This is a genomic window from Bacillus sp. YP1 (genome assembly GCF_000877815.1).
In the GTDB taxonomy this organism is placed as follows: Bacteria; Bacillota; Bacilli; order Bacillales; family Bacillaceae; genus Bacillus; species Bacillus subtilis.
In genome coordinates this window covers 2,859,506-2,880,045 of sequence record NZ_CP010014.1, presented here as the reverse complement: position 1 = coordinate 2,880,045, position 20,540 = coordinate 2,859,506, and the positions used below count along the sequence as shown (strand labels likewise).

Annotated in this window: 26 protein-coding genes and 2 pseudogenes; 18 read left to right on the top strand and 10 right to left on the bottom strand. The window is 42.3% G+C overall.

The genetic code is table 11. The features are described 5' to 3' along the window. Positions 1–25 precede the first annotated feature (25 nt). The 4 genes from essA (at position 26) to QF06_RS14240 (ending at position 2,417) form a co-directional block, all read left to right on the top strand. Complete coding sequence (gene essA, locus QF06_RS14255; protein WP_076457684.1) at positions 26–481, top strand: type VII secretion protein EssA; 456 nt, start codon at positions 26–28, stop codon at positions 479–481. Between the two features lie 62 nt (positions 482–543). Further along, entirely contained in the window at positions 544–1,275 is a 732-nt protein-coding gene (locus QF06_RS14250; protein ID WP_041850581.1) for a (S)-benzoin forming benzil reductase, read from the top strand. Positions 1,276–1,472: 197 nt separating this feature from the next. Then, positions 1,473–2,003, top strand: a complete 531-nt coding sequence (locus QF06_RS14245) for an HD domain-containing protein (RefSeq protein WP_003244444.1) — start codon at positions 1,473–1,475, stop codon at positions 2,001–2,003. Between the two features lie 177 nt (positions 2,004–2,180). Further along, complete coding sequence (locus QF06_RS14240) at positions 2,181–2,417, top strand: YuzF family protein (RefSeq protein ID WP_003220677.1); 237 nt, start codon at positions 2,181–2,183, stop codon at positions 2,415–2,417. Between the two features lie 40 nt (positions 2,418–2,457). Here the strand turns inward: QF06_RS14240 and QF06_RS14235 are convergent, their stop codons facing one another. Beyond that, the gene (locus QF06_RS14235) at positions 2,458–2,847 is read right to left on the bottom strand and encodes a DUF2283 domain-containing protein (protein WP_041850582.1); all 390 of its coding nucleotides are present in this window, start codon (positions 2,845–2,847) and stop codon (positions 2,458–2,460) included. A gap of 114 nt (positions 2,848–2,961) precedes the next feature. Here QF06_RS14235 and QF06_RS14230 point away from each other — a divergent pair, with 114 nt between their 5' ends. The 7 genes and pseudogenes from QF06_RS14230 (at position 2,962) to pdeH (ending at position 8,652) form a co-directional block, all read left to right on the top strand. Beyond that, positions 2,962–4,071 (top strand): AI-2E family transporter, encoded by a 1,110-nt coding sequence (locus QF06_RS14230; RefSeq protein ID WP_014480712.1) that lies wholly within the window; start codon positions 2,962–2,964, stop codon positions 4,069–4,071. 59 nt (positions 4,072–4,130) lie between these two features. Beyond that, positions 4,131–4,352: a spore germination protein gene (locus QF06_RS14225; RefSeq protein WP_014477839.1), complete on the top strand. Its 222-nt coding sequence runs from the start codon at positions 4,131–4,133 to the stop codon at positions 4,350–4,352. A 72-nt stretch (positions 4,353–4,424) separates the two neighbouring features. Then, positions 4,425–4,673 (top strand): YueH family protein, encoded by a 249-nt coding sequence (locus tag QF06_RS14220; protein WP_041850583.1) that lies wholly within the window; start codon positions 4,425–4,427, stop codon positions 4,671–4,673. Between the two features lie 71 nt (positions 4,674–4,744). Continuing rightward, positions 4,745–5,143 carry a YueI family protein gene (locus QF06_RS14215; protein ID WP_032726794.1) on the top strand — a complete coding sequence of 133 codons (399 nt, stop codon included), beginning with the start codon at positions 4,745–4,747 and terminating at the stop codon, positions 5,141–5,143. A 96-nt stretch (positions 5,144–5,239) separates the two neighbouring features. After that, positions 5,240–5,791 carry a cysteine hydrolase family protein gene (locus QF06_RS14210; RefSeq protein WP_043940186.1) on the top strand — a complete coding sequence of 184 codons (552 nt, stop codon included), beginning with the start codon at positions 5,240–5,242 and terminating at the stop codon, positions 5,789–5,791. A gap of 15 nt (positions 5,792–5,806) precedes the next feature. Beyond that, positions 5,807–7,279 carry a nicotinate phosphoribosyltransferase gene (locus QF06_RS14205; RefSeq protein WP_003228788.1) on the top strand — a complete coding sequence of 491 codons (1,473 nt, stop codon included), beginning with the start codon at positions 5,807–5,809 and terminating at the stop codon, positions 7,277–7,279. A 136-nt stretch (positions 7,280–7,415) separates the two neighbouring features. Next, positions 7,416–8,652: pseudogene (gene pdeH, locus QF06_RS14200) on the top strand (cyclic di-GMP phosphodiesterase). Here pdeH and QF06_RS14195 read toward each other — a convergent pair. Continuing rightward, positions 8,628–8,996 carry a YuzC family spore coat inner layer protein gene (locus QF06_RS14195; protein ID WP_041850584.1) on the bottom strand — a complete coding sequence of 123 codons (369 nt, stop codon included), beginning with the start codon at positions 8,994–8,996 and terminating at the stop codon, positions 8,628–8,630. The pseudogene pdeH and the gene QF06_RS14195 overlap by 25 nt on opposite strands. A gap of 178 nt (positions 8,997–9,174) precedes the next feature. Then, positions 9,175–9,237, bottom strand: a pseudogene (locus tag QF06_RS22165) (hypothetical protein); the annotation flags it as partial. 221 nt (positions 9,238–9,458) lie between these two features. Between QF06_RS22165 and degQ the strand changes: the two are divergent. The 6 genes from degQ to QF06_RS14165 all read left to right on the top strand — a co-directional run bounded on the left by degQ (position 9,459) and on the right by QF06_RS14165 (position 14,256). Further along, positions 9,459–9,599, top strand: a complete 141-nt coding sequence (gene degQ / locus QF06_RS14190; RefSeq protein WP_003220708.1) for a degradation enzyme regulation protein DegQ — start codon at positions 9,459–9,461, stop codon at positions 9,597–9,599. 183 nt (positions 9,600–9,782) lie between these two features. After that, positions 9,783–10,643, top strand: a complete 861-nt coding sequence (locus QF06_RS14185) for a polyprenyl synthetase family protein (RefSeq protein ID WP_041850585.1) — start codon at positions 9,783–9,785, stop codon at positions 10,641–10,643. Between the two features lie 12 nt (positions 10,644–10,655). Next, positions 10,656–10,820: a competence pheromone ComX gene (gene comX / locus QF06_RS14180; RefSeq protein ID WP_015384519.1), complete on the top strand. Its 165-nt coding sequence runs from the start codon at positions 10,656–10,658 to the stop codon at positions 10,818–10,820. Between the two features lie 11 nt (positions 10,821–10,831). Continuing rightward, on the top strand, positions 10,832–13,132 hold the full coding sequence (locus tag QF06_RS14175; RefSeq protein WP_043940185.1) for a histidine kinase: 2,301 nt from the start codon (positions 10,832–10,834) through the stop codon (positions 13,130–13,132). An 80-nt stretch (positions 13,133–13,212) separates the two neighbouring features. Continuing rightward, positions 13,213–13,857 carry a two-component system response regulator ComA gene (gene comA, locus QF06_RS14170; RefSeq protein ID WP_003220716.1) on the top strand — a complete coding sequence of 215 codons (645 nt, stop codon included), beginning with the start codon at positions 13,213–13,215 and terminating at the stop codon, positions 13,855–13,857. 18 nt (positions 13,858–13,875) lie between these two features. Next, positions 13,876–14,256: a hotdog fold thioesterase gene (locus QF06_RS14165; RefSeq protein ID WP_003228810.1), complete on the top strand. Its 381-nt coding sequence runs from the start codon at positions 13,876–13,878 to the stop codon at positions 14,254–14,256. 38 nt (positions 14,257–14,294) lie between these two features. On the opposite strand, the gene mnhG is transcribed toward QF06_RS14165, so the two are convergent. From mnhG to QF06_RS14130, 7 genes are read right to left on the bottom strand one after another with little or no spacing between them, the layout of a single operon-like run. Beyond that, the gene (gene mnhG / locus QF06_RS14160) at positions 14,295–14,669 is read right to left on the bottom strand and encodes a monovalent cation/H(+) antiporter subunit G (RefSeq protein WP_015714623.1); all 375 of its coding nucleotides are present in this window, start codon (positions 14,667–14,669) and stop codon (positions 14,295–14,297) included. After that, on the bottom strand, positions 14,653–14,937 hold the full coding sequence (locus QF06_RS14155) for a Na(+)/H(+) antiporter subunit F1 (protein WP_003228814.1): 285 nt from the start codon (positions 14,935–14,937) through the stop codon (positions 14,653–14,655). The genes mnhG and QF06_RS14155 overlap by 17 nt, the downstream gene beginning before the upstream one ends. Beyond that, positions 14,937–15,413, bottom strand: a complete 477-nt coding sequence (locus QF06_RS14150) for a Na+/H+ antiporter subunit E (protein WP_029318490.1) — start codon at positions 15,411–15,413, stop codon at positions 14,937–14,939. Before QF06_RS14150 ends, QF06_RS14155 begins: the two co-directional genes overlap by 1 nt. Before the next feature lie 5 nt (positions 15,414–15,418). Beyond that, the gene (locus tag QF06_RS14145; protein WP_043940184.1) at positions 15,419–16,900 is read right to left on the bottom strand and encodes a Na+/H+ antiporter subunit D; all 1,482 of its coding nucleotides are present in this window, start codon (positions 16,898–16,900) and stop codon (positions 15,419–15,421) included. After that, positions 16,893–17,234 (bottom strand): Na(+)/H(+) antiporter subunit C, encoded by a 342-nt coding sequence (locus QF06_RS14140; protein WP_003220730.1) that lies wholly within the window; start codon positions 17,232–17,234, stop codon positions 16,893–16,895. Before QF06_RS14140 ends, QF06_RS14145 begins: the two co-directional genes overlap by 8 nt. Beyond that, complete coding sequence (locus tag QF06_RS14135) at positions 17,234–17,665, bottom strand: Na(+)/H(+) antiporter subunit B (protein WP_038429537.1); 432 nt, start codon at positions 17,663–17,665, stop codon at positions 17,234–17,236. Before QF06_RS14135 ends, QF06_RS14140 begins: the two co-directional genes overlap by 1 nt. Further along, positions 17,658–20,063 (bottom strand): Na+/H+ antiporter subunit A, encoded by a 2,406-nt coding sequence (locus QF06_RS14130; protein WP_019712489.1) that lies wholly within the window; start codon positions 20,061–20,063, stop codon positions 17,658–17,660. The genes QF06_RS14135 and QF06_RS14130 overlap by 8 nt, the downstream gene beginning before the upstream one ends. Before the next feature lie 230 nt (positions 20,064–20,293). Here QF06_RS14130 and QF06_RS14125 point away from each other — a divergent pair, with 230 nt between their 5' ends. After that, positions 20,294–20,509 (top strand): hypothetical protein, encoded by a 216-nt coding sequence (locus tag QF06_RS14125; protein WP_041052857.1) that lies wholly within the window; start codon positions 20,294–20,296, stop codon positions 20,507–20,509. Positions 20,510–20,540 lie beyond the last annotated feature (31 nt).

The window sequence follows — 20,540 nt, the reverse complement described above, 5'->3', positions numbered from 1 at the left end:
CATGGAAAAGGGGATCATGATTTGTATGCTCTCCTTTTCCCTTTTCATACCCTCTGCAGCGGCTGCCCAAACTGAAGAAAATACAGATGTCGCGCCAAACCAGTATGAGAAAAAAGACATCGAAATCGATACGAATTATTTGCATGAAGATACCTACTATGAAGAAAAAACAGAACTGCCTGAGGAACAAAAGGATATCACTTTTGATAAACCGAAGGACAAGGACGCCGAGCTGATAAAAGATTTGTTTACATCAACAAATGCCGAGGATTCCAACACGATTGCGGCCCAGTCGAAACAGCTTGGAATTACATTTGCAGAAAAACCAATAACAAAGACATCATCAACGGAAACAGAAGATGAACAAGAAACATCATCATTGCTGCTGCCGATGATCTATGTCGTACTGATCCTGTTCGGAATTGCAGGCATCGTGTTCCTCATCCCAAAAGTCACAGCGCAGGAAAACAAGAAGGCGTAGGCCGCGTGCTTGTGTTGTGTAAAAGCGGTGCCGTACAATAATAACGGAAAAGGAGGTTTCCAATGGAACTTTATATCATCACCGGAGCGTCAAAAGGGCTGGGTCAAGCCATTGCATTACAGGCTTTAGAAAAGGGGCATGAAGTCCATGCCTTATCCAGAACGAAAACGGATGTCTCTCACAAAAAACTAACGCAGCATCAAATAGACCTCATCAATCTCGAAGAAGCTGAACAGCAATTTGAAACATTGCTCTCATCCATCGATTCAGATCGTTATTCTGGTATTACCCTTATTAATAACGCCGGAATGGTAACGCCGATCAAACGTGCCGGCGAAGCGTCTCTTGACGAGCTTCAGCGCCATTATCAGCTGAACCTGACTGCGCCCGTGCTTTTGAGTCAGCTGTTTACAAAACGGTTTGCTTCATACAGCGGCAAAAAGACGGTTGTCAACATTACTTCAGGAGCCGCCAAAAATCCATATAAGGGATGGAGCGCGTATTGCAGTTCAAAAGCCGGGCTCGACATGTTTACGAGGACATTCGGATTTGAACAGGAGGATGAAGAGCTGCCGGTGAGCATGATTTCGTTCTCACCTGGAGTGATGGACACTGAGATGCAGGCCGTCATCCGTTCTTCATCGAAAAAGGATTTCCACCACATTGAACGATTCCGGAAATTAAATGAAACAGGAAGCCTTCGCAGTCCGGACTTTATTGCCGGCACGCTGCTTTCTTTACTAGAAAAAGGGACGGAAAACGGCCGCATTTATGATATTAAAGAGTTTTTGTAGAGCAGATATTTTCTGCTCTTTTTTTTATACAAAAGGCTACAGCCAGCGCATTTTATTGAACAGCCGCATATACTGACTGAAACGTTGCTTTTAGGGTATAACAATGATGATAAGAAGATCAAAATGATGTGACATAAGAATTGAGTTTCTCTGCAAATTATGTTAGGATTCTAAAAATATCTAAAGGAGGGGTTTCCATGAGAAAGGTTACATTAATGGATGTTTTCACCCATCCAATTGCACAAAAATATCTTCAGCGTTCCGGCGTGGCACATGCGATTGCCTGCGCTTATCATGCATACAGGCTGTCTGTGAAGGCTGACATTAATCCTGATTTAGCAGCAAAAGCGGCACTGCTTCATGACATTGGCCATTATGAATGGTATACAGACGGAAAGTGGGATTATGAGAAATACAAAAGAAATGACATTCATGCCATTAAAGGGGCGGAACGGGCGCATAAGCTTCTGATTCGGCTTGGCGAGGAACCGAAAGCGGCAAAAGAGATTGCACTAGCCATTTTGCTTCATACAGATTCCTATTTGCCTGAAGGCGAATTAGATAAAAACACGCTGCAGCAGATTGTCAAAAAAGCGGACGAACTGGATGAAGAGCCGGGCGGCCACCATCATTACCGCCAAATTGATCCTTCAACCGCACGAAAAAAAATAGAAAAGCTGGACCAATTAATCGACCAAGCCCAGGCATCCGTGATAAAGCCTGTATAAGTACGGAACAGCGCCCAGCTTTCTTCGCTGTCTCCGCTTCATCGATACTTCCTTTACACCCGCTTCCAAACGTATTCTCCTAAAATCTCCGCACCCCTTTGTTTTATCAGGTAAGCCTGTGTCATTATCCATAAGCGCGGCATAAGCTGAGATAAAACACACAAAGGGGATAAAAGTATGGTCAACCAAGGTAGTCCGCAACTGGTCTCTTTAGTCGATCCTTATGTCTATCAGACTATTAAAAAGCTCATCGGCTCGAGGTTCGTTATACAGACAGTACGAGATACGGTCAGAGGCAGACTGATCGATGTAAAACCTGACCATATCACAATTGAAGGAGCCCGAAATTCTGTTTGTTTGATCAGAATCCAGCACATGATTTCCGTCACCCCAGATTACAGTGAGCGGGTCTAACAGTGCTTGCGCATGAAAAATAGGCGTACACCGGGACGTCCTATTTTTCAGTTAAGCGCTGTAAAAACGCACTAAGATACATTGTTCCATCAAGGTCAAAGCCGGCAAATTCCTGATAGTCACCATCTGAAAAACAGAAAGTGACACCGTACACCGTATAGCAGGAACGGACTGAAGCATGCTGGCAGACCCGAAAATGATAACCGTCTGAATCTTTTACATACAGCCGGGATTTCCCGGCAAATGGGGCACAGAGGTGTGCTGCCTCACCAAAACATTCGAATCCGGCGATTTTGCCGTCATGGCTGATATCCAGCAGGAGACAATCATTGACTCTGAGCTCCTCAGTCCGTACATTCCTGTTCTTTTTCGGAGGAAGAACATAGATATAAGCCAGTTCTGAATCTGTATCGTATGTCACGGCCTTCATCACCAACACTCCTTTCATTATATTAAGAGTTCTGATATGAGTTCATTTTTGTTACAATGATGGGGTATAAGTTCTTTTATCTGACAGACAAAGAAAAACTAGGAGGAACAAAGCTTGTTGAAATCAAAAGTCCATTTTTGGACATTGCAGATTTTATTTGTTTTGCTGATTATTTTTGTAGCAACAAAAGTTTCATTTGTATTTCAGCCGTTTATTGTTTTTATCTCGACATTGTTTTTCCCGATGCTGATTGCGGGAATTTTGTATTTCATATTTAATCCGGTCGTCCGCCTGCTTGAGAAAAAAATTCCGCGGACATTATCGATTCTATTGATCTATTTACTGTTTATCGGTTTGCTTGCCTTTATTTCAGCGTCAGTCGGACCTATCATCACCTCACAGGTGACAGGGCTGTTTAACAACCTTCCTGATTATATAAAACAGATTCAGGCGCTGACAAAGGATTTGTCCCATTCTCAATGGTTTACCTGGATGATGAACCAGGATTATGTATCGATATCAAAAATTGAACAGTCATTGACAAGTTTTCTCCAAAACCTGCCGCAAAATATCACGTCCAGTTTATCTGCGGTGTTTGGTGTCGTGACAAACATCACGCTTGTTATTATTACTGTTCCATTTATCCTTTTTTACATGCTGAAAGACGGACACCGCTTTCCGCATTTGGCAGTAAAAATTCTACCGGCTTCTTATCGGACAGAAGGCTTAAAGATTTTTAAAGATTTATCCGATACGCTTGCGGCATATTTCCAGGGGCAGCTGTTAATCTGTCTTTTTGTCGGAACAGCGTGTTTTATCGGCTATTTAATTGCCGGACTGCCGTATGCCCTGATTCTTGGGATTGTCATGGCGATTACCAATATCATTCCCTATGTCGGGCCTTTTCTCGGTGCCGCGCCGGCTGTCATTGTCGGTTTTATGGACTCGCCGGCCAAAGCGCTGTTTGCGATTATTGTGGTCGTCATCGTTCAGCAGCTGGACGGAAACCTGCTGTCTCCTCTTGTGATCGGAAAGCGGCTGAATACCCATCCGCTTACGATTATTTTGCTATTAATCGGAGCGGGAAGCTTCGGCGGAATTCTCGGCATGATTTTAGCGGTGCCGGTTTATGCGGTAGTGAAGGCGTTCTTCCTGAATATTGTCCGCTTGATCAAGCTGCGCCAGCGGTCACGACTCGAGGAAAACGCAAAGCCAGCTGAATAGGCGGGCACCATTATCGGCTCCTTGCATATGATGCTGTAAATCAATGCGGAGGTGGGGAAATGCCTGCAATTGTGGGGCCGATTTATATCATGTCAGTTACGGGTAATGCCGCGGCAAGCTTTGGAGACGTATTTGCGATTTCGCCCAAAAGCGTCGCTCATTCAGGGGCGGGGTCAGGCACATTTCAGCTTGGTGATTTTGTGAAGATTAACAACCAAACGAGTAAAACTCTCTTCAAAGATGCCGATATCACTGATGAAACAGTTTCGTTTAACGGGTAACAGCCTTTTCACAAGAGGCTGTTGCTTTTTTATTGTATAATATGGGTAGTCTTTAAATAGAGAGGTCATGTTATGAAAATCAGAAAAGCAAATATCAATACGCAAACCGGAATGATCATGGACGTGTATCTGCATGAAAACAGAAAAGAACTGCGCACGCTTGTAGCGGTACCGCAGCTGGAGTGGAGCACGATCATTTCCTATGAAGAAGATAAAGCAACTCTGCCTGAACGGCTGGAAGCGTCGTTGCGCCGGCATACAGAGGAAACCCCTGCTGGTGAGCTGGCCAAAAAAATCATTCATTGGGTAACAGAAATGTAAGCGGCGCTTGAAAGTTTAGCTCCTGCCTGATCAGGTGATAATGAAGACAAACAAGACGGGAGGACAGGCTTTTGAGTGAAGATAAAATGGATCTCTATTTGCAGCAAGGAATGTATGGGCCTTTGGAGACAAAGCCTGACGAGCGCCATTTGTTTTTAGGCTCTTTAAGAGAAAGAGTCGTTTTGGCACTGACGAAAGGACAGGTGCTTAGAAGTAAACCGTATAAAGAGGCGGAGCACGAGCTGAAAAACAGCCATGACGTCACCCTTTTGGTTAATGGAGAGCTTCAGTATCAGTCTTACTCTCCTTATATCCAAATGGCGAACCGGTACGGAGTGCCCTTCAAGATTGTATCTGATCTTCAGTTTCATACGCCTTTAGGCCTCGTTATTGCGGCTGACATCGCTGTGAATCGTGAATTGATATATATTCAGGACGACATTTATAATCGGTCAGTGCTGAAATCTTAAGAGACAAACGGACCGTTTGTCTTTTTGTTCATGGCAATTCACTTACAACTGGAGATAAGATATAATGTTCTCATACTGATGGCGGGGAGGCCGGCTATGAAAAAAGCACTTATTTGTATTGATTATACGAATGATTTTGTGGCGAGTGACGGAAAATTGACCTGCGGGGAGCCCGGCAGAATGATTGAAGAGGCGATCGTCAATTTAACTGAAGAATTCTTCACAAACGGTGATTACGTCGTATTAGCAGTAGATTCTCATGATGAAGGGGATCAATATCACCCTGAAACCCGTCTTTTTCCTCCGCATAATATAAAAGGCACGGAAGGAAAAGATCTGTACGGAAAGCTTTTGTCTCTATATCAGAAACATGAACATGAGCCTAATGTTTACTACATGGAAAAAACGAGATATTCTGCTTTTGCGGGAACTGATTTAGAGCTCAAACTCAGAGAGCGGCAGATTGGCGAACTGCACCTTGCCGGTGTCTGCACAGATATTTGTGTGTTGCATACAGCTGTTGACGCATATAACAAAGGTTTTCGGATTGTTGTGCATAAACAAGCTGTAGCCAGCTTTAATCAGGAGGGGCACGCATGGGCTCTTTCCCATTTTGCAAACAGCATCGGAGCGCAAGTGGCAGAGTAAGGAAGGGGAAAAACAGTGTTAGAGTACGGATTTAAAGATGACAGCCTGTCATTACATACAGACCTTTATCAGATCAATATGGCGGAAACGTACTGGAGAGACGGCATTCATGAAAAGAAAGCGATTTTTGAGCTGTTTTTCAGAAGGCTTCCGTTTGAAAATGGCTATGCCGTATTTGCGGGCTTGGAAAAAGCCATTGAATACTTGGAAAATTTCAAGTTTACGGATAGCGATTTGAGTTATTTACAGGATGAACTCGGGTATCATGAAGATTTTATTGAATATTTGCGCGGCTTATCTTTTACAGGTTCACTTTACTCCATGAAAGAAGGAGAGCTCGTTTTTAACAATGAGCCGATTATGAGGGTGGAGGCACCCCTGGTAGAAGCGCAGCTGATTGAAACAGCTTTGCTCAACATTGTGAACTATCAAACATTAATCGCAACAAAGGCTGCCCGGATTAAAGGCGTCATTGGTGATGAAGTTGCGCTTGAATTCGGAACAAGACGGGCGCACGAAATGGATGCGGCCATGTGGGGAGCAAGAGCAGCCTTAATCGGCGGCTTTAGCGCGACAAGCAATGTAAGAGCCGGAAAGCGCTTTAATATCCCGGTTTCCGGCACACATGCGCATGCGCTTGTGCAGGCTTACCGCGATGAATATACAGCTTTCAAAAAATACGCGGAAACACATAAGGATTGCGTTTTCTTAGTTGACACGTATGACACGCTTCGTTCAGGCATGCCGAACGCGATTAGGGTTGCCAAGGAATTCGGCGACCGCATTAATTTCATTGGCATCCGTCTGGACAGCGGCGATTTGGCGTACCTGTCAAAAAAAGCCCGGAAAATGCTTGATGAAGCAGGATTTACAGATGCGAAGGTGATTGCTTCAAGCGATTTGGATGAGCACACCATTATGAATTTAAAGGCTCAGGGAGCGCGCATTGATGTCTGGGGTGTCGGTACGAAGCTGATCACTGCCTATGACCAGCCGGCTCTCGGCGCAGTTTATAAACTCGTTGCCATTGAAGAAGATGGGAAAATGGTTGACACGATCAAAATTTCGTCCAATCCTGAAAAAGTGACGACACCGGGCAGAAAGAAAGTCTACCGCATTATTAATCAGTCCAACCATCATTCTGAAGGCGACTATATTGCGCTTTATGATGAGCAGGTGAATGATCAGAAGCGGCTCAGAATGTTCCACCCGGTTCATACATTCATCAGCAAATTTGTCACGAATTTTTATGCGAAGGATCTTCATGAGCTGATTTTTGAGAAGGGTATTCTTTGCTACCAAAACCCTGAGATTTCAGACATACAGCAGTATGTGCAGGATAACCTCAGCCTGCTTTGGGAGGAATATAAGAGAATCAGCAAGCCGGAGGAATACCCGGTTGATTTAAGCGAGGACTGCTGGAGCAATAAAATGCAGCGGATCCACGAAGTGAAAAGCAGAATTGAAGAAGAGCTTGAGGAAGAATAAAGAAAAACTGGCCTTTCGTTCGCGAGGGGCCAGTTTTCTTTATGTATATATTATTTTTCATGTTTAGACAATTTTCGTCAAATTATTTGATATACTTAGGGGTGAAAGCCGCGCGTATTGTAAGGGGGATAAATCAATGAGGGTGTTTGTTGCAAGACAGCCTATTTTTAATAGAAAAGAACAGGTTGTTGCTTATGAACTGCTGTATAGAGAAAGCGAAGAGAACGTGTATAGCGCTAAAGACGGCGATCAGGCAACAACAGATTTGGTGATCAACAGCTTTTTAAACATCGGAATTGAGAAGCTGACGGAAGGGAAACGCTGTTTTGTTAATTTTACGGAAAGCCTGATGTTTTCGAATCTTCCCACCTCCTTCAATCCGAAACAGCTTGTCATTGAAATCCTTGAAGATATACCGATCACGCCGGCCCTCATTTCTAGATGCAAAGAATTGAAAAAAATGGGGTATATGCTGGCGCTTGATGATTTTTATGCAATAAACCCGCAAGATGAGGACTTACTGGAAAAACTCATGAGCTATATTGATATATTGAAAATTGATTTTCTCAAAACAACACGAATGGAACGCAGAACAATTTTGCAAACCTACGGCTGCCGCGGCCTGATTTTTTTAGCGGAAAAAGTAGAGACCCGAAAAGAATATAAACAGGCGGTCCAAGACGGCTTTCAATTATTCCAAGGCTACTTTTTCAGCGAGCCGCGCATCATCAGCGGGCATGACCTATCGACTCATTTCTATTCTTACTATGAACTGCTTAACGAACTGAGTAAAGAGCAGCCTAACATAAAGCGTGTGACAGAGTACATAGAGCGGGATTTGGGATTTATCACTGTCCTATCAGATTTTAAAATTTTTAAACTCATCCCACAGCCGTTTGAGCCAGAAAATTGAAAGCATTCAACAGGCCATTATGCTGTTGGGATTTAATGAAATCAAACGGTGGATATATATTCTTTCCTTTAAGGATTTAAGCAGGAAAGGGCATTCCAGCAAGCACGAAATCATTAAGATTTCTTTGATAAGAGCAAAGCTTTGCGAACTGCTGGCGAGAAAGACATCCCGGCCGCAGCCTGCTTCTTATATGCTGATCGGAATGTTTTCTCTCATAGACACCCTCCTGCATAGAGAAATAGAGGAAATTGTTCAAGAATTGCCTTTAAAAGATGAAGTCGGGCAAGCATTATTAGGCCATCAAAACGACTACTACCAAATGCTTGAGCTTGTGAAATTAATTGAAAGCAACAACTGGGACACTTGCTCGGAATTAGGCAATCAACTCGACAAAGAAGAAGCGTATGAATGTTATCTTGAGGCTCTGGAATGGTGTCATAATCTTATGGACGCAAAATGATTGCGGTCCTCTGACCACCGCAAAGCAAGAATCATTCGGCTTTGCGTTCCGATAAGACTGATATAGATGCCGTCGGGATTAAAGACCGTATCCACTTCATGCCGGACGCCCATTTGTTTGATCAGGCGCTTGATGGTTTGTTTATCGGACTGCTCGGCTGCGGTCAGAATGCGGCGCGAGAGCTCCCGCGAGCCCGCAATGCGGCCGAGAACGAGCTGGGCATCCGCAAATATCCCTGCGGCCTGCTTCGCTGAACGGATAAAGGTATCAATATTGTTGGCAGGAACGGGCGGACGGCGTACCTCATACGGATACACGTAAAACCAGGGATAACGATATCTCATGGGAGCACCTCACAAAAAAAAGGATGTTTCTATATGTATAGATCCCTAATTGCCGAATATGACAAAGCGAAAAGGCCACAACTTTAGCGTTGCGGTCTTTTTCGGTGTTTGTCGGTCAGGAAACGCCAAGAATCGCATATTCAATTTTGAAAATACGGTATGAAGGACTATAGTCTTACTTAGTAAAAATGCGAAACACGTTAAAATCAAGGGAATTAAGAATCTTTCTCAATTTGAGCACATATAAACGCTCTTTCGCATAGAAAGATAGTCCCGTTCTTGTTGTGATTCCTTTGAGTATAAGGACCTATTGATATTTGCGGTGTCACGCAGGATCTTTTTGCATACTTTTCGGTGAAAAATGAGCCGAAAGCAGATACACTATTAGTAACAGATCAAATACCTAGGACTCGTTCACCATACACAATTCATTGATCTTTCAAAAAAAGGAGTGTGGAAACGATGGAAAAGAAACTTGAAGAAGTAAAACAATTGTTATTCCGACTCGAACTTGATATTAAAGAAACGACAGATTCATTACGAAACATTAACAAAAGCATTGATCAACTCGATAAATACAATTATGCAATGAAAATTTCGTGAAAAAGACTTGGAAACAAGTCTTTTTTTCGTTCTACCGATACAATAAATGGATAAAGTATTATATGATTGTTAAAAAACGAAAAACCTGCTGTCCTTTAAATGTCCCATTTAGTAAAATGGAATGGGAGGGGGGAAGTCGTTATTGAGCAGATATGTTTAGATTCTGTCCGGATCAAGGAGAAAATGAAGGAGATTGTAAGCCAAAAAATAATGAATCAGGACTTGGAACGATATCTTCAGAATTTTATTGAGTCTAAGGATACGTTTGAGTTTGCCGATTTGGCTCTTCATCATTATTTAGCTTTTAACGGTCAGGACCAAAAAGCAATCGAATTGCTAGCTGCCGGAATTGAATTGCTTATACTCTCATTCGATATTTATGATGACTTAGAGGATCAAGATAATGGAAGTGCTGTCTGGATGAAGATTGACTCGTCAATCGCTTTAAATGCAGTTACAGCTCTTTACACCCTAAGTATACAAGTGATGTGTCAAGCTAGTCATGAACCAGAATTTTCACAAGAGATATTGAATTTTGCGTTACAATCAATTCAAGGCCAGCATGATGATATTGTGAATGCGCCGCAAACTGAAGAAGCCTGTCTTGAAATGATCAAAAATAAATCAGGAGCGCTAACGGCATTGCCCTGTGTAATGGGAGTAATGCTGGCAACAGGCAAATACCATCCCATTGTAGCTTCTTATTCTTATGAACTTGGGATTATTGCACAAATCGAAAATGATTACCGAGGTTTATATTATCTAAATAACGATTTTATTCAGAAGAAAAACACATTGGCATACTTATACTTAAATAAACGTTTTAATGCAGCTTCTGCAGAAATCTTGAGTTGGTATGAAAATACTGAGTTGTTCTTATCATTGAATTCCAAACAAATAAAAGAAAAATTAACTGAGGCAGGCGTAGTGCAATATTTACTTGTAATGAAACACTTGTCATTACAAAAACTAAAGAAAGAAATTGCTAGATTAGAATTGCAAGAGAATAAAATAAAAAAATTAATAACAGGAATCATAAAATAAAGGAGGATTTATATGCAGGAAATAGTCGGATACTTAGTAAAAAATCCAGAAGTTTTAGATGAGGTCATGGAAGGCAGAGCCTCTTTATTAAATATAGATAAGGATCAATTGAAAAGTATAGTTGATGCCTTTAGAGGGCTGCAAATTTATACTAATGGTAATTGGGTTCCTTCGTGAGGCTTTAATAAATGAAGGCATGGTACAACAAAGTTTCAATTTTTTTGATTTTAGTTAGTTTAGTCTATGTAACTTATTTAACGTATATAAGTTCGAGTAAACTTTTAGTTGGTGCAGCAGTAGCTGAAAATCAAGACAATGAAGTTGTAATAACAAATATTGAGGAATTTTCTACGGCTTATTACTCAGGCATACAAAAAGGGGACGTCATCAAAAGTATCAATAATCATAAAGTTAAGCGTCCTCTTGAAGTTCAAAAATATAATTCAAACCATGTGAGTTCTATAGTCGTCGAGAGAGATGGAGAAAAGGTTAAAATTAAGCCTGATTTAATGAATGATGGGAATTTTACTACTTTTGTGATCCCATTAATATTTTATATAGCCTGTCTATTTTGTTGTTTCTTCATTCTAAAAATAAATGAATCGAAAAAACTACTCTCTGCTTTGATTTTAATCATTTTCTTGTTATCTGCTTCTTTAGCATACTTAAGTGCGGGTGGATCTGCAAAGGGAGATTGGTTAAGCAGATGTATAATGGTATTCACTTTAACTTCTGTAATGTTTAATTATCTTCTTTTCTTGTATCAGTATTTTAAAGAACTAGGCACTGTGTTATTCAACAAAAAAGTTTTTATATTATATGCAATTCCAGTACTAAATCTAGTTTTTGAATTGTTGCGAACTCAACTTTTCTTTAGACATTATGTGCCTAAAATAAATTTACTTTCGTTCTTTATTTCATTTATAATCGTGAGCGTATATTTTGGATCTATTTTAATTAAAAGTAAGGATACTGAACAAGCACATATTATAAAAGTTCTTACCATAATTAATATCTTATCTTTTTCGCCGTTTTTGTTTTTATATATAATACCTTATGTATTCTTAAGCACTGATGGGATTTCTTCTTTTGTAGCTGCTTCATTTATGTTCCTAATACCATTTTCTTTGGTTTATCAATTTATGACAAATAAAATTTATAATGTGGATTTTATTTTAAGTAGGTTAAAATATTATGGAATATTAGCATTAACGCCCACAATTATTTTAGTTACGGTATTCGAGTTAATAGGAAATCCAGCTGGAGATTTCTATTATTTCAGACTGGCGATTCTTATGTATATTATTATGGTGGCGGTCTTTTATTATAAAGAAGTACTTGATTTCAGATTTAGATTAAAAAGGGTTTCGGAAAAATTCAATTATCAAGACAGTATATATAAATTTACGCAGTTGATTAGAGATTCAACTTCTTTGACCCAAGTATTTGAGGAACTGAAAACCAAGATACTTGAGGTTTCGCTTGTAAGCCGAGCCCATATTTATGAGGTTTCAGTTGATGGAAGTATTAAACTCTATGAAGAACTTAATCAAAATTCATTTGAAAAAGTCTATGAAAAAGAATTTAGAAAAGTAACATCCGAAATAGGGAAAATCGTTGAATTTAATAAAGGTTTTGTCATGAAGATTGGTGAACGCGGTGGTAAATCATTTGTGATCCTTTGTTTATCTAAAATGAATACGCCTCGTCTCACACTCGAAGAACTTTCTTGGCTGAAAACTTTGGCTTTTTATACAAACGTATCGATCGAAAACGTCATGAAAATCGAAGAACTGATGAGTCATTTAGAAGAAATAAAACAACAAGAATCCAACCCCGTATGGCTCAAAAAACTCATGTATACGATCGAGGAAAAACAACGCTCTGATCTCGCCCGCGATCTCCACGATTCGGTTCTTCAGGATTTGATTTCCTTAAAACGCCAGTGTGAGCTGTTTTTGGGTGATTTCAAGAAGGATGATAATCCGTGCCGTGAAGAGGTGCAGGACAAGCTTGTACAGATGAATGAGCAGATGTCTGATGTGATTTCGATGACGAGGGAGACGTGTCATGAGCTGCGGCCGCAGCTTCTGTATGATCTTGGATTGGTGAAGGCGCTGTCGAAGCTGGTGGCGCAGCAGCAGGAGCGGGTTCCGTTTCATATCCGTTTAAATACCGGGAGATTTACGGCTTCCCTTGATCTGGATTCGCAGCTGAATTTGTACCGGATCATTCAAGAGTTTCTGTCTAATGCGGTCAAGCACTCTCAGGCGACGGATGTGCTGATTATGCTCATCAGTATTCAAAACAAAATCGTTCTTCATTATGAGGACGATGGCGTTGGGTTTGATCAGGAAAAGAATACTGAGCATTCCATGAGCATGGGGCTTTCTGGCATTAAGGAGAGAGTCAGGGCTTTAGATGGGCGCCTTCGGATTGAAACAAGTGAAGGAAAGGGCTTTAAGGCTGATATTGAAATCGAATTGTAATGGATTTATAACGGAAACGACTTGGCACAGGCCAAGTCTTTTTTATAAAATGGAAAAGAGTGAGTAAAAGGGAGGAAAACATGAAAAAGATACTAGTGATTGATGACCATCCGGCTGTCATGGAAGGCACCAAGACAATTTTGGAAACGGATTCGAATTTGTCTGTTGATTGTCTCAGTCCTGAACCGAGCGAACAGTTTATCAAGCAGCATGATTTCTCGTCATATGATCTCATTTTAATGGATCTGAATCTAGGCGGCGAGGTCAATGGGATGGAGCTTTCTAAACAGATTTTACAAGAGAATCCTCATTGTAAAATTATCGTGTATACCGGTTATGAGGTCGAGGATTATTTCGAGGAAGCGATTCGTGCGGGTCTGCACGGTGCCATCAGCAAAACGGAATCTAAAGAAAAGATCACCCAATACATATACCACGTACTCAACGGAGAAATTTTAGTCGATTTTGCTTACTTTAAACAGCTGATGACTCAGCAAAAAACAAAGCCGGCTCCTTCCTCTCAAAAAGAACAAGATGTGCTCACACCTAGAGAATGCCTGATTCTTCAAGAAGTTGAAAAGGGATTTACAAACCAAGAAATCGCAGATGCCCTTCATTTAAGCAAGCGGTCCATTGAATACAGCTTGACATCGATTTTCAATAAGCTGAATGTCGGTTCACGGACGGAAGCGGTTTTGATTGCGAAATCAGACGGTGTACTTTAAATGTTGGGGGGTGTAGAGATGGATATGAAGCACACATTGCTTGAAGCGCTTGGTATTGAGATTGTTGAAAACACAGCGGAACGATGCGTTGCGGTCATGCCGGTGGATCATCGGACGGTACAGCCGTTCGGATATTTGCATGGAGGCGCTTCAGTGGCCCTGGCGGAAACCGCGGCGAGCGCAGGTGCACAGAACCTGATTGATCATACAACGCAAGCTTGTGTTGGTTTGGAGATTAACGCCAACCATTTAAAATCTGTAAAGGAAGGAACGGTAAAGGCGATAGCCGAGCCCGTTCATATAGGCAGAACGACGATTGTCTATCATATTCACATATATGACGAGCAAGAGAGGCTGATCTGTATATCCAGATGCACGCTGGCTGTCATCAAGAAATAAAAAAACAGCCGGAACTCTGCCTGTCCGGCTGCTTATTTTTATAAATAAGAATCCTCTTTTCGTTTAATCACAAAGTTTCTGATTCCGTTATAGTCATCTTGCACACTTCTCTCATCAAGCTTGACGCCGGAGTTATACGCAGCACGGCAGATCAAGTGCCCGCCGATAGGCGACGTAATAAAGATAAAGAGAATCCCAAGCAGGATTTTAGCGGAGAGCTCCCCCGTCACAAACCACAAATAGAAGAAGACACCGAGCAGAATCATATTGACACCTAATGTTGAGCCTTTAGAAGCAGCATGAGCGCGTGTAAACACATCGGGAAGGCGAAGTACGCCAAATGAAGCAATGAGGCATATAAGAGCACCCAGCAAAATGAATACAGCCACAACAACCTTAGCGATTTCGATCATTTTCGATAATCTCTCCTTTCTCCAGGAACTTGGAAAATGCGATCGTTCCGATAAACGATAAAATCCCCAGCAGCAAAATAATATCCAAAAACGCACTTGTTTTCAGCAAAATGGAGACAAGCGCCGTGATTGCGATCAGATTGATGCCGATTGCATCCAGAGCCACCACCCGGTCAGGCACAGTCGGCCCTTTAATGACACGAATGACATACAAAAAGGTAGACACTGCCATAATGCCGAGCGCGATTTGCAGGATCAGCGTAAACATCACCGGCTCACCTCCTGTATGGCTTTTTCAAATGACTCCCGAATGTCAAAAATCGCTTTTTCCGCATCCTCGATATCCATTGCATGAATATAAAGTATTGTTTTGTCATCTGAAATATCCATCACCAAGGTTCCCGGCGTTAATGTAATGAGCAGAGAAAGCAGGGTGATTTCCCAGTCCTTCGTCAGTTCAGTTTTAAAAGCAAAAATACCCGGTCTGATATTCAGTTTTGGAGATAAGACTGATTTCATCACACTGACATTGGCAAGGTACAGTTCCTTTATAAAAATGAAACAGAGCTTGATGATAGAAATCAATTTCCATAGATAAAACTGGCGAGTGAAAAAGCGCCGGAAGAAAAAGAGAGAGAGCATGCCTAGAATATAGCCTGTAATGAATCCTGCGGCGCTTGGACTGTTGCTTAAGAACATCCAGCAAAAAGCGAGAAACACATTTAATAAAATTTGAAATGCCATGCGATCTACTCCTTCAGAACAGCTTCGATATATTTTTCCGGATTCAGCAGCGTCTCGGCCGCTTGATCAACGTAAGGCGACACCCATTCTGTACCCAACCCGAAGAGAAGAGACAGCAAGAGAAAAATAGCTGCCGGATAAAGAAGTCCTTTAGCTGTTCGATGATTTGGTTTTGGCGTTTCTTTTTCTTCGCCCCAAAACGCATGTATAAAGATCCTCAGCACAGAGTACAGTACAAGCAGACTCGAAAGCAGAATCAGCATGGATATCGTAAATTCACCTTCTGCGAAGCCGCCCTCCGCAATTTTAAATTTGCCGACAAATCCGCTCAGTGGCGGAATGCCTGCAAGAGAAATAGCGGAAATGAAAAACATCCATCCAAGAACAGGATAGCGTTTGATCAGCCCGCCCATTTTATGCAGGCTCGCAGTTCCAGTCAATGCGATCAGCGTACCCGCCAGCATAAACAAAGCGCCTTTAATCAGCATATCGTGAATCAGATAGTAGATCGCGCCCTGAATGGATGCTGGGGTGTGTACTGCCACACCGAACAAAATCACGCCGACAGCGGTAATAATGTTATAGATCACAATTTTCATGACATTCGAATAAGCGAGTGAACCGATGACACCAAAAATCACAGTCAGCGCCGCCAGCCAAATCATCAGCTGATGGGTAAAGGCTGTATCGTGAATAAAAATCAATGTGAAAACCCTCGCAATCGCATATAACCCGACTTTTGTCAGCAAAGCGCCGAACAACGCGGAGATTGCTGCCGGTGGCGCGTAATAAGAGCCTGGAAGCCAAAAGTAGAGGGGGAAGATTCCGCCCTTCATGCCAAATACCAAAAGCAGCAGGACACCAATCACAGTGATCAGCCCGGTTTGTCCTGTTTCGCTGATTTTCACGCTAAGATCCGCCATGTTTAACGTGCCGGTTACAGCGTATAAAAAGCCGACCCCTATGACAAACAGGGCAGACGATACGATATTAAACACAATATATTTAAGGGATTCCCGCAGCTGAATTTTTGTGCCGCCTAATACAATCAGCATATAGGAAGCAATAAGCAGAAGCTCAAAAAATACGTACATATTAAATAAATCGCCTGTTAAAAACGCTCCGCTGACGCCGGCAAGCAAGAACTGAACGCCGGAGTAGTAAAAGGAGCGCTCCCGTTTTTCACCGACAGAACGGAAGGAATAAAGCCCAACCAATAAACCGATGACCGCTGTTGTGAGAACGAGAAGGCTGGCGAATTGGTCTGCGGCAAGCACAATGCCGTACGGCGCTTTCCATCCGCCTAGGCTGAGTGTCTGGATACCTTTTGTGAAGACAGTCTGTACAAGTATGCCGCTAATCACAATCCCGATGGCCGATGCCGCCGTGCTGAAGATTCTCATGAGCATAAGATTCTTCGTCATGAAAATCAGAAGAATAGCCGACAAAAGCGGGATCAGGATTGGCAAAATAACAAAATTATTCATGTTGATCATTTCCCCTCATTTGATCCATATCGTCCGATTTCAATTCCTGATAAGCGCGAAAGGCCATGACGAGTATGAATGACGTAACGCCAAAAGAAATGACAATTGCGGTCAAAATCAGGGCTTGCGGAAGCGGATCGACAAATGATTTGGCATGCTCGCTCAAAATCGGAGCAGCGCCTTTCTTTAATCCTCCCATAGTTAAAAGCATTAAATGAACGCCATGGCTTAACAGTGCTGTTCCGATAATGACGCGAAGCAGGCTTTTAGACAGCAGCAAATACGTGGCAGCCATAAAAATAATACCGGCTAATACAGCCATTAAGATTTCCATTATTCTTCCTCTCCAATCGTTTGAATAATGGTCATCGTTATGCCTACGACAACAAGATAAACGCCTAAATCAAATATCGTCGCTGTGGCGAGCTCCGTTTTCCCAAGGATCGGCAGCTGAAAGTATCCGAATGTGTGGGTTAAAAAAGGAAACCCAAAGACAAAGGAGCCAACGCCTGTTAATACAGCGAGCAGAAGGCCGGCTCCCGCGACATAAATGAAATTGACAGGCAAAAGGGAACGCACGGTTTTTAAATCATATGCCAGAAGCAAGAGAACGATGGAAGAGGACGTGATCAGTCCGCCGACAAAGCCTCCTCCGGGCGCGTTATGCCCTGATAAAAATAAATAGAAAGAGAAAAGCAAAATGATAAAGGATACAAGCTTTGTCGCGGTTTGAAGAATCAAGTCATTTGTTTTTTGTTCATTCACCGCTTTTCCCCTCCTCTTTTACTTTTGTTTTAATCATGCTGTAAATGCCGAGAGCGGCTATTGTTAATACCGTAATTTCAAACATTGTATCAAATCCCCTGAAATCAACAAGAATGACATTGACGACATTATCCCCTCCGCCGAGATCGTGGCTATGTTTGACAAAGAAGGACGCAATGCTGTCTTTTGTCCGCTGGCTTGAGGATGCGATACCGAGCAGAGTAACGATAACACCGACGCCTAAAGAAATGATAAAATTCGTCATCCGGAACGTTCTCGTTTTTGTTTTCAGCCTCAGTTTCGGCAAATGGTAGAAGCAAAGCAGAAACAGTGCCACAGAAATCGTTTCAATGACGAGCTGAGTCAATGCCAAGTCCGGCGCTCTGAAAATGACAAAAAACAATGCAAGCGTATAACCGACAACACCGAGTGCAATGATCGCCGTCAGTCTTGACCTAGCAAAAACAGTCGCCACTGTGGCGCTGATCATGACAAGCGTCAAAATGATTTCGTATACACCGATTTTAGCCATGCCTTCCGTTTTAAATGAAAATCCGCCTTTAATGGCAAAAGCTCCGCCTATCAGAATGATGAAACCAGCGAAGATATACAGCAAATAATCTCTTAAAAACCCGGTCATATATTGTTTTGTGACCCGGTAAGAGCCTTTCTCCATCAGAGTCAAAAGCTTATCGTATAACCGGTTGAGTGTGAGTTTTGAAGGAAACAGTTTATAGATTCCTTTCCACTTATTCAGCGACAAATAACCAATTGTTCCGATCACAACAATACCCGCAGTCATGAGCAATTCTGTTGTAACCCCATGCCACTGTGAAATGTGAACGTGGAATTTCTCATGGCCGGCAAGCAGTGTCGGATAGATTGAGTTCATCGCAGGCTCTATCAGGCTGTACGACAATATATTCGGGAAAAAGAAGAGACTGACAGCCAAAGCGACAAGAATGACCGGTGGTACGAGCATGCCAACAGGCGCCTCGTGAGCCGGTTTTTCAAGCTGCTCAGGCTGGTAATTTCCTCTGAATGTTTTAAACAGCAATTTCATGCTGTAGATAAACGTAAATACACTTCCGATCCAGGCGAAAAGAGGGAACAGAACGCCCCATGTCTGCACGTTGAACAGGTCAAAATGTGTCACGCGAAGCATGCTTGTGAAAAACATTTCTTTACTCAAAAATCCGTTAAACGGCGGTAAGCCGGCCATTGAAAATGTCCCGATTAAGGAAATGGTAAATGTAATCGGCATAATCGCCATCAGGCCGCCTAGCTTCCGGATATCCCGTGTGCCTGTTTCGTGATCGATAATCCCGACTGCCATAAACAAGCTTCCTTTAAAGGTTGCGTGGTTGATTAAATGGAAAATGGCAGCCATAGCGGCAACTGTATAATATTCTGTATGGCCGTAATGAAGGGCCGCAGCACTGACTCCAAGCATGGAGATGATCATGCCGAGCTGGCTGACGGTTGAAAACGCCAAAATCGATTTTAAATCAGTTTGTTTCACGGCATGGAATGAACCCCAAACCATCGTAAAAAGGCCAACGAGGGACACGATCCAAAACCACTGAGCTGAAAAGGCGAAAATAGGACTGAATCTCGCAATCACATAAATGCCGGCTTTTACCATAGTAGCTGAATGGAGATAAGCGCTGACAGGCGTCGGAGCTTCCATCGCGTCAGGGAGCCAGATGTAAAAAGGAAATTGCGCTGATTTCGTAAAAGCCCCTAATAAAATGAGAATCATAGCCGGGATAAACAATTCGTGGCCGGCAATTAATTGAACCTGATGAACCATCTCTCTAATACTGAAGGAATCCGTTATCAAATAAAGGAGAATAAATCCGCCGAGCATGCACAGCCCGCCGCTGACCGTAATCAAAAGTGATTTGGCTGCGCCATAGCGCGACTTTTCCCGCTTATACCAATAGCCGATCAGCAAAAAGGATGAAAGGCTTGTAAGCTCCCAGAACATGTAGAGAACCATGACATTGTCTACTAGAACGACGCCGAGCATGGCGCCCATGAACATCAATAAGTAGACATAAAAGGGCCCAAGCTGTTCTTTTTCTTTCGATAAATAAAAAATGCTGTAAAGAGTGACCAAAGAGCCAATGCCTGTGATCAGTAAAGCGAATAATAACCCGAGGCCGTCTATATAAACGGTAAAGTTAATGCCGAGTGACGGAATCCACTCTAATACCGATCGAAGTGTTTCTCCAGATTGTGTCATCCTGATCATTGGGAGAAAGTATATAAACAGCAAGACGGGCAAGATCAACACAAACCAGCCCGTATGCACTCTTTTTGCGTATTTTGCCAAGAAGGGAATGATAAAAGCAAATAAAAAAGGCGATAAAATAGCAAGATGTAAGAGCTGCAAAGATAAGACCTCCTTTTCTCGTTCTCAATTGAAAAATGCGCTATGTATGAAATATACGGTCAAACGACCTAGTCCAAATTATATCGCACTTTTCTGCAAGCTGCCACGCTTCGAACTGCTGTAATGGGTTTTTATGAGTTCTTTTGACCTCAAAATAAGTCTAACAAAAAAGAGGTTATTTGTATATTTAAAATCAATCCTGATCAAGCTGAAGGAAAGGAGCTGGTCATGTGAAAAGAAAAGTCGTGATGTGCTCAGGTTTATTCTGCTCAGTATTTGCAGGGGCATTCATGTTGAATCAATATGACGGGCGCAGCGGTGTGGCGGCTGGTGATGAGTGGGAGCTGTATTTACTGGAACACCACCTGTCAGCCAGAATGAGTGAGACGGAATCAAAGGATCTGCCGTTTGGTCCCCGAGAGTATATTCGGATTGTGAATAAATAAAAAAAGAGTTCCGCATAAAACGGAACTCTTT

Excerpts from the sequence above, each read along its gene's own strand:
- essA (WP_076457684.1), top strand. The coding sequence starts at position 26 with ATGCTCTCCTTTTCCCTTTTCATACCCTCTGCAGCGGCTGCCCAAACT.
- QF06_RS14250 (WP_041850581.1), top strand. The coding sequence starts at position 544 with ATGGAACTTTATATCATCACCGGAGCGTCAAAAGGGCTGGGTCAAGCC.
- QF06_RS14245 (WP_003244444.1), top strand. The coding sequence starts at position 1,473 with ATGAGAAAGGTTACATTAATGGATGTTTTCACCCATCCAATTGCACAA.
- QF06_RS14240 (WP_003220677.1), top strand. The coding sequence starts at position 2,181 with ATGGTCAACCAAGGTAGTCCGCAACTGGTCTCTTTAGTCGATCCTTAT.
- QF06_RS14235 (WP_041850582.1), bottom strand. The coding sequence starts at position 2,847 with ATGAAGGCCGTGACATACGATACAGATTCAGAACTGGCTTATATCTAT.
- QF06_RS14225 (WP_014477839.1), top strand. The coding sequence starts at position 4,131 with ATGCCTGCAATTGTGGGGCCGATTTATATCATGTCAGTTACGGGTAAT.
- QF06_RS14220 (WP_041850583.1), top strand. The coding sequence starts at position 4,425 with ATGAAAATCAGAAAAGCAAATATCAATACGCAAACCGGAATGATCATG.
- QF06_RS14210 (WP_043940186.1), top strand. The coding sequence starts at position 5,240 with ATGAAAAAAGCACTTATTTGTATTGATTATACGAATGATTTTGTGGCG.
- QF06_RS14195 (WP_041850584.1), bottom strand. The coding sequence starts at position 8,996 with ATGAGATATCGTTATCCCTGGTTTTACGTGTATCCGTATGAGGTACGC.
- degQ (WP_003220708.1), top strand. The coding sequence starts at position 9,459 with ATGGAAAAGAAACTTGAAGAAGTAAAACAATTGTTATTCCGACTCGAA.
- QF06_RS14185 (WP_041850585.1), top strand. The coding sequence starts at position 9,783 with ATGAAGGAGATTGTAAGCCAAAAAATAATGAATCAGGACTTGGAACGA.
- comX (WP_015384519.1), top strand. The coding sequence starts at position 10,656 with ATGCAGGAAATAGTCGGATACTTAGTAAAAAATCCAGAAGTTTTAGAT.
- QF06_RS14175 (WP_043940185.1), top strand. The coding sequence starts at position 10,832 with ATGAAGGCATGGTACAACAAAGTTTCAATTTTTTTGATTTTAGTTAGT.
- comA (WP_003220716.1), top strand. The coding sequence starts at position 13,213 with ATGAAAAAGATACTAGTGATTGATGACCATCCGGCTGTCATGGAAGGC.
- QF06_RS14165 (WP_003228810.1), top strand. The coding sequence starts at position 13,876 with ATGGATATGAAGCACACATTGCTTGAAGCGCTTGGTATTGAGATTGTT.
- mnhG (WP_015714623.1), bottom strand. The coding sequence starts at position 14,669 with ATGATCGAAATCGCTAAGGTTGTTGTGGCTGTATTCATTTTGCTGGGT.
- QF06_RS14155 (WP_003228814.1), bottom strand. The coding sequence starts at position 14,937 with ATGTTTACGCTGATCCTGCAAATCGCGCTCGGCATTATGGCAGTGTCT.
- QF06_RS14150 (WP_029318490.1), bottom strand. The coding sequence starts at position 15,413 with ATGGCATTTCAAATTTTATTAAATGTGTTTCTCGCTTTTTGCTGGATG.
- QF06_RS14145 (WP_043940184.1), bottom strand. The coding sequence starts at position 16,900 with ATGAATAATTTTGTTATTTTGCCAATCCTGATCCCGCTTTTGTCGGCT.
- QF06_RS14140 (WP_003220730.1), bottom strand. The coding sequence starts at position 17,234 with ATGGAAATCTTAATGGCTGTATTAGCCGGTATTATTTTTATGGCTGCC.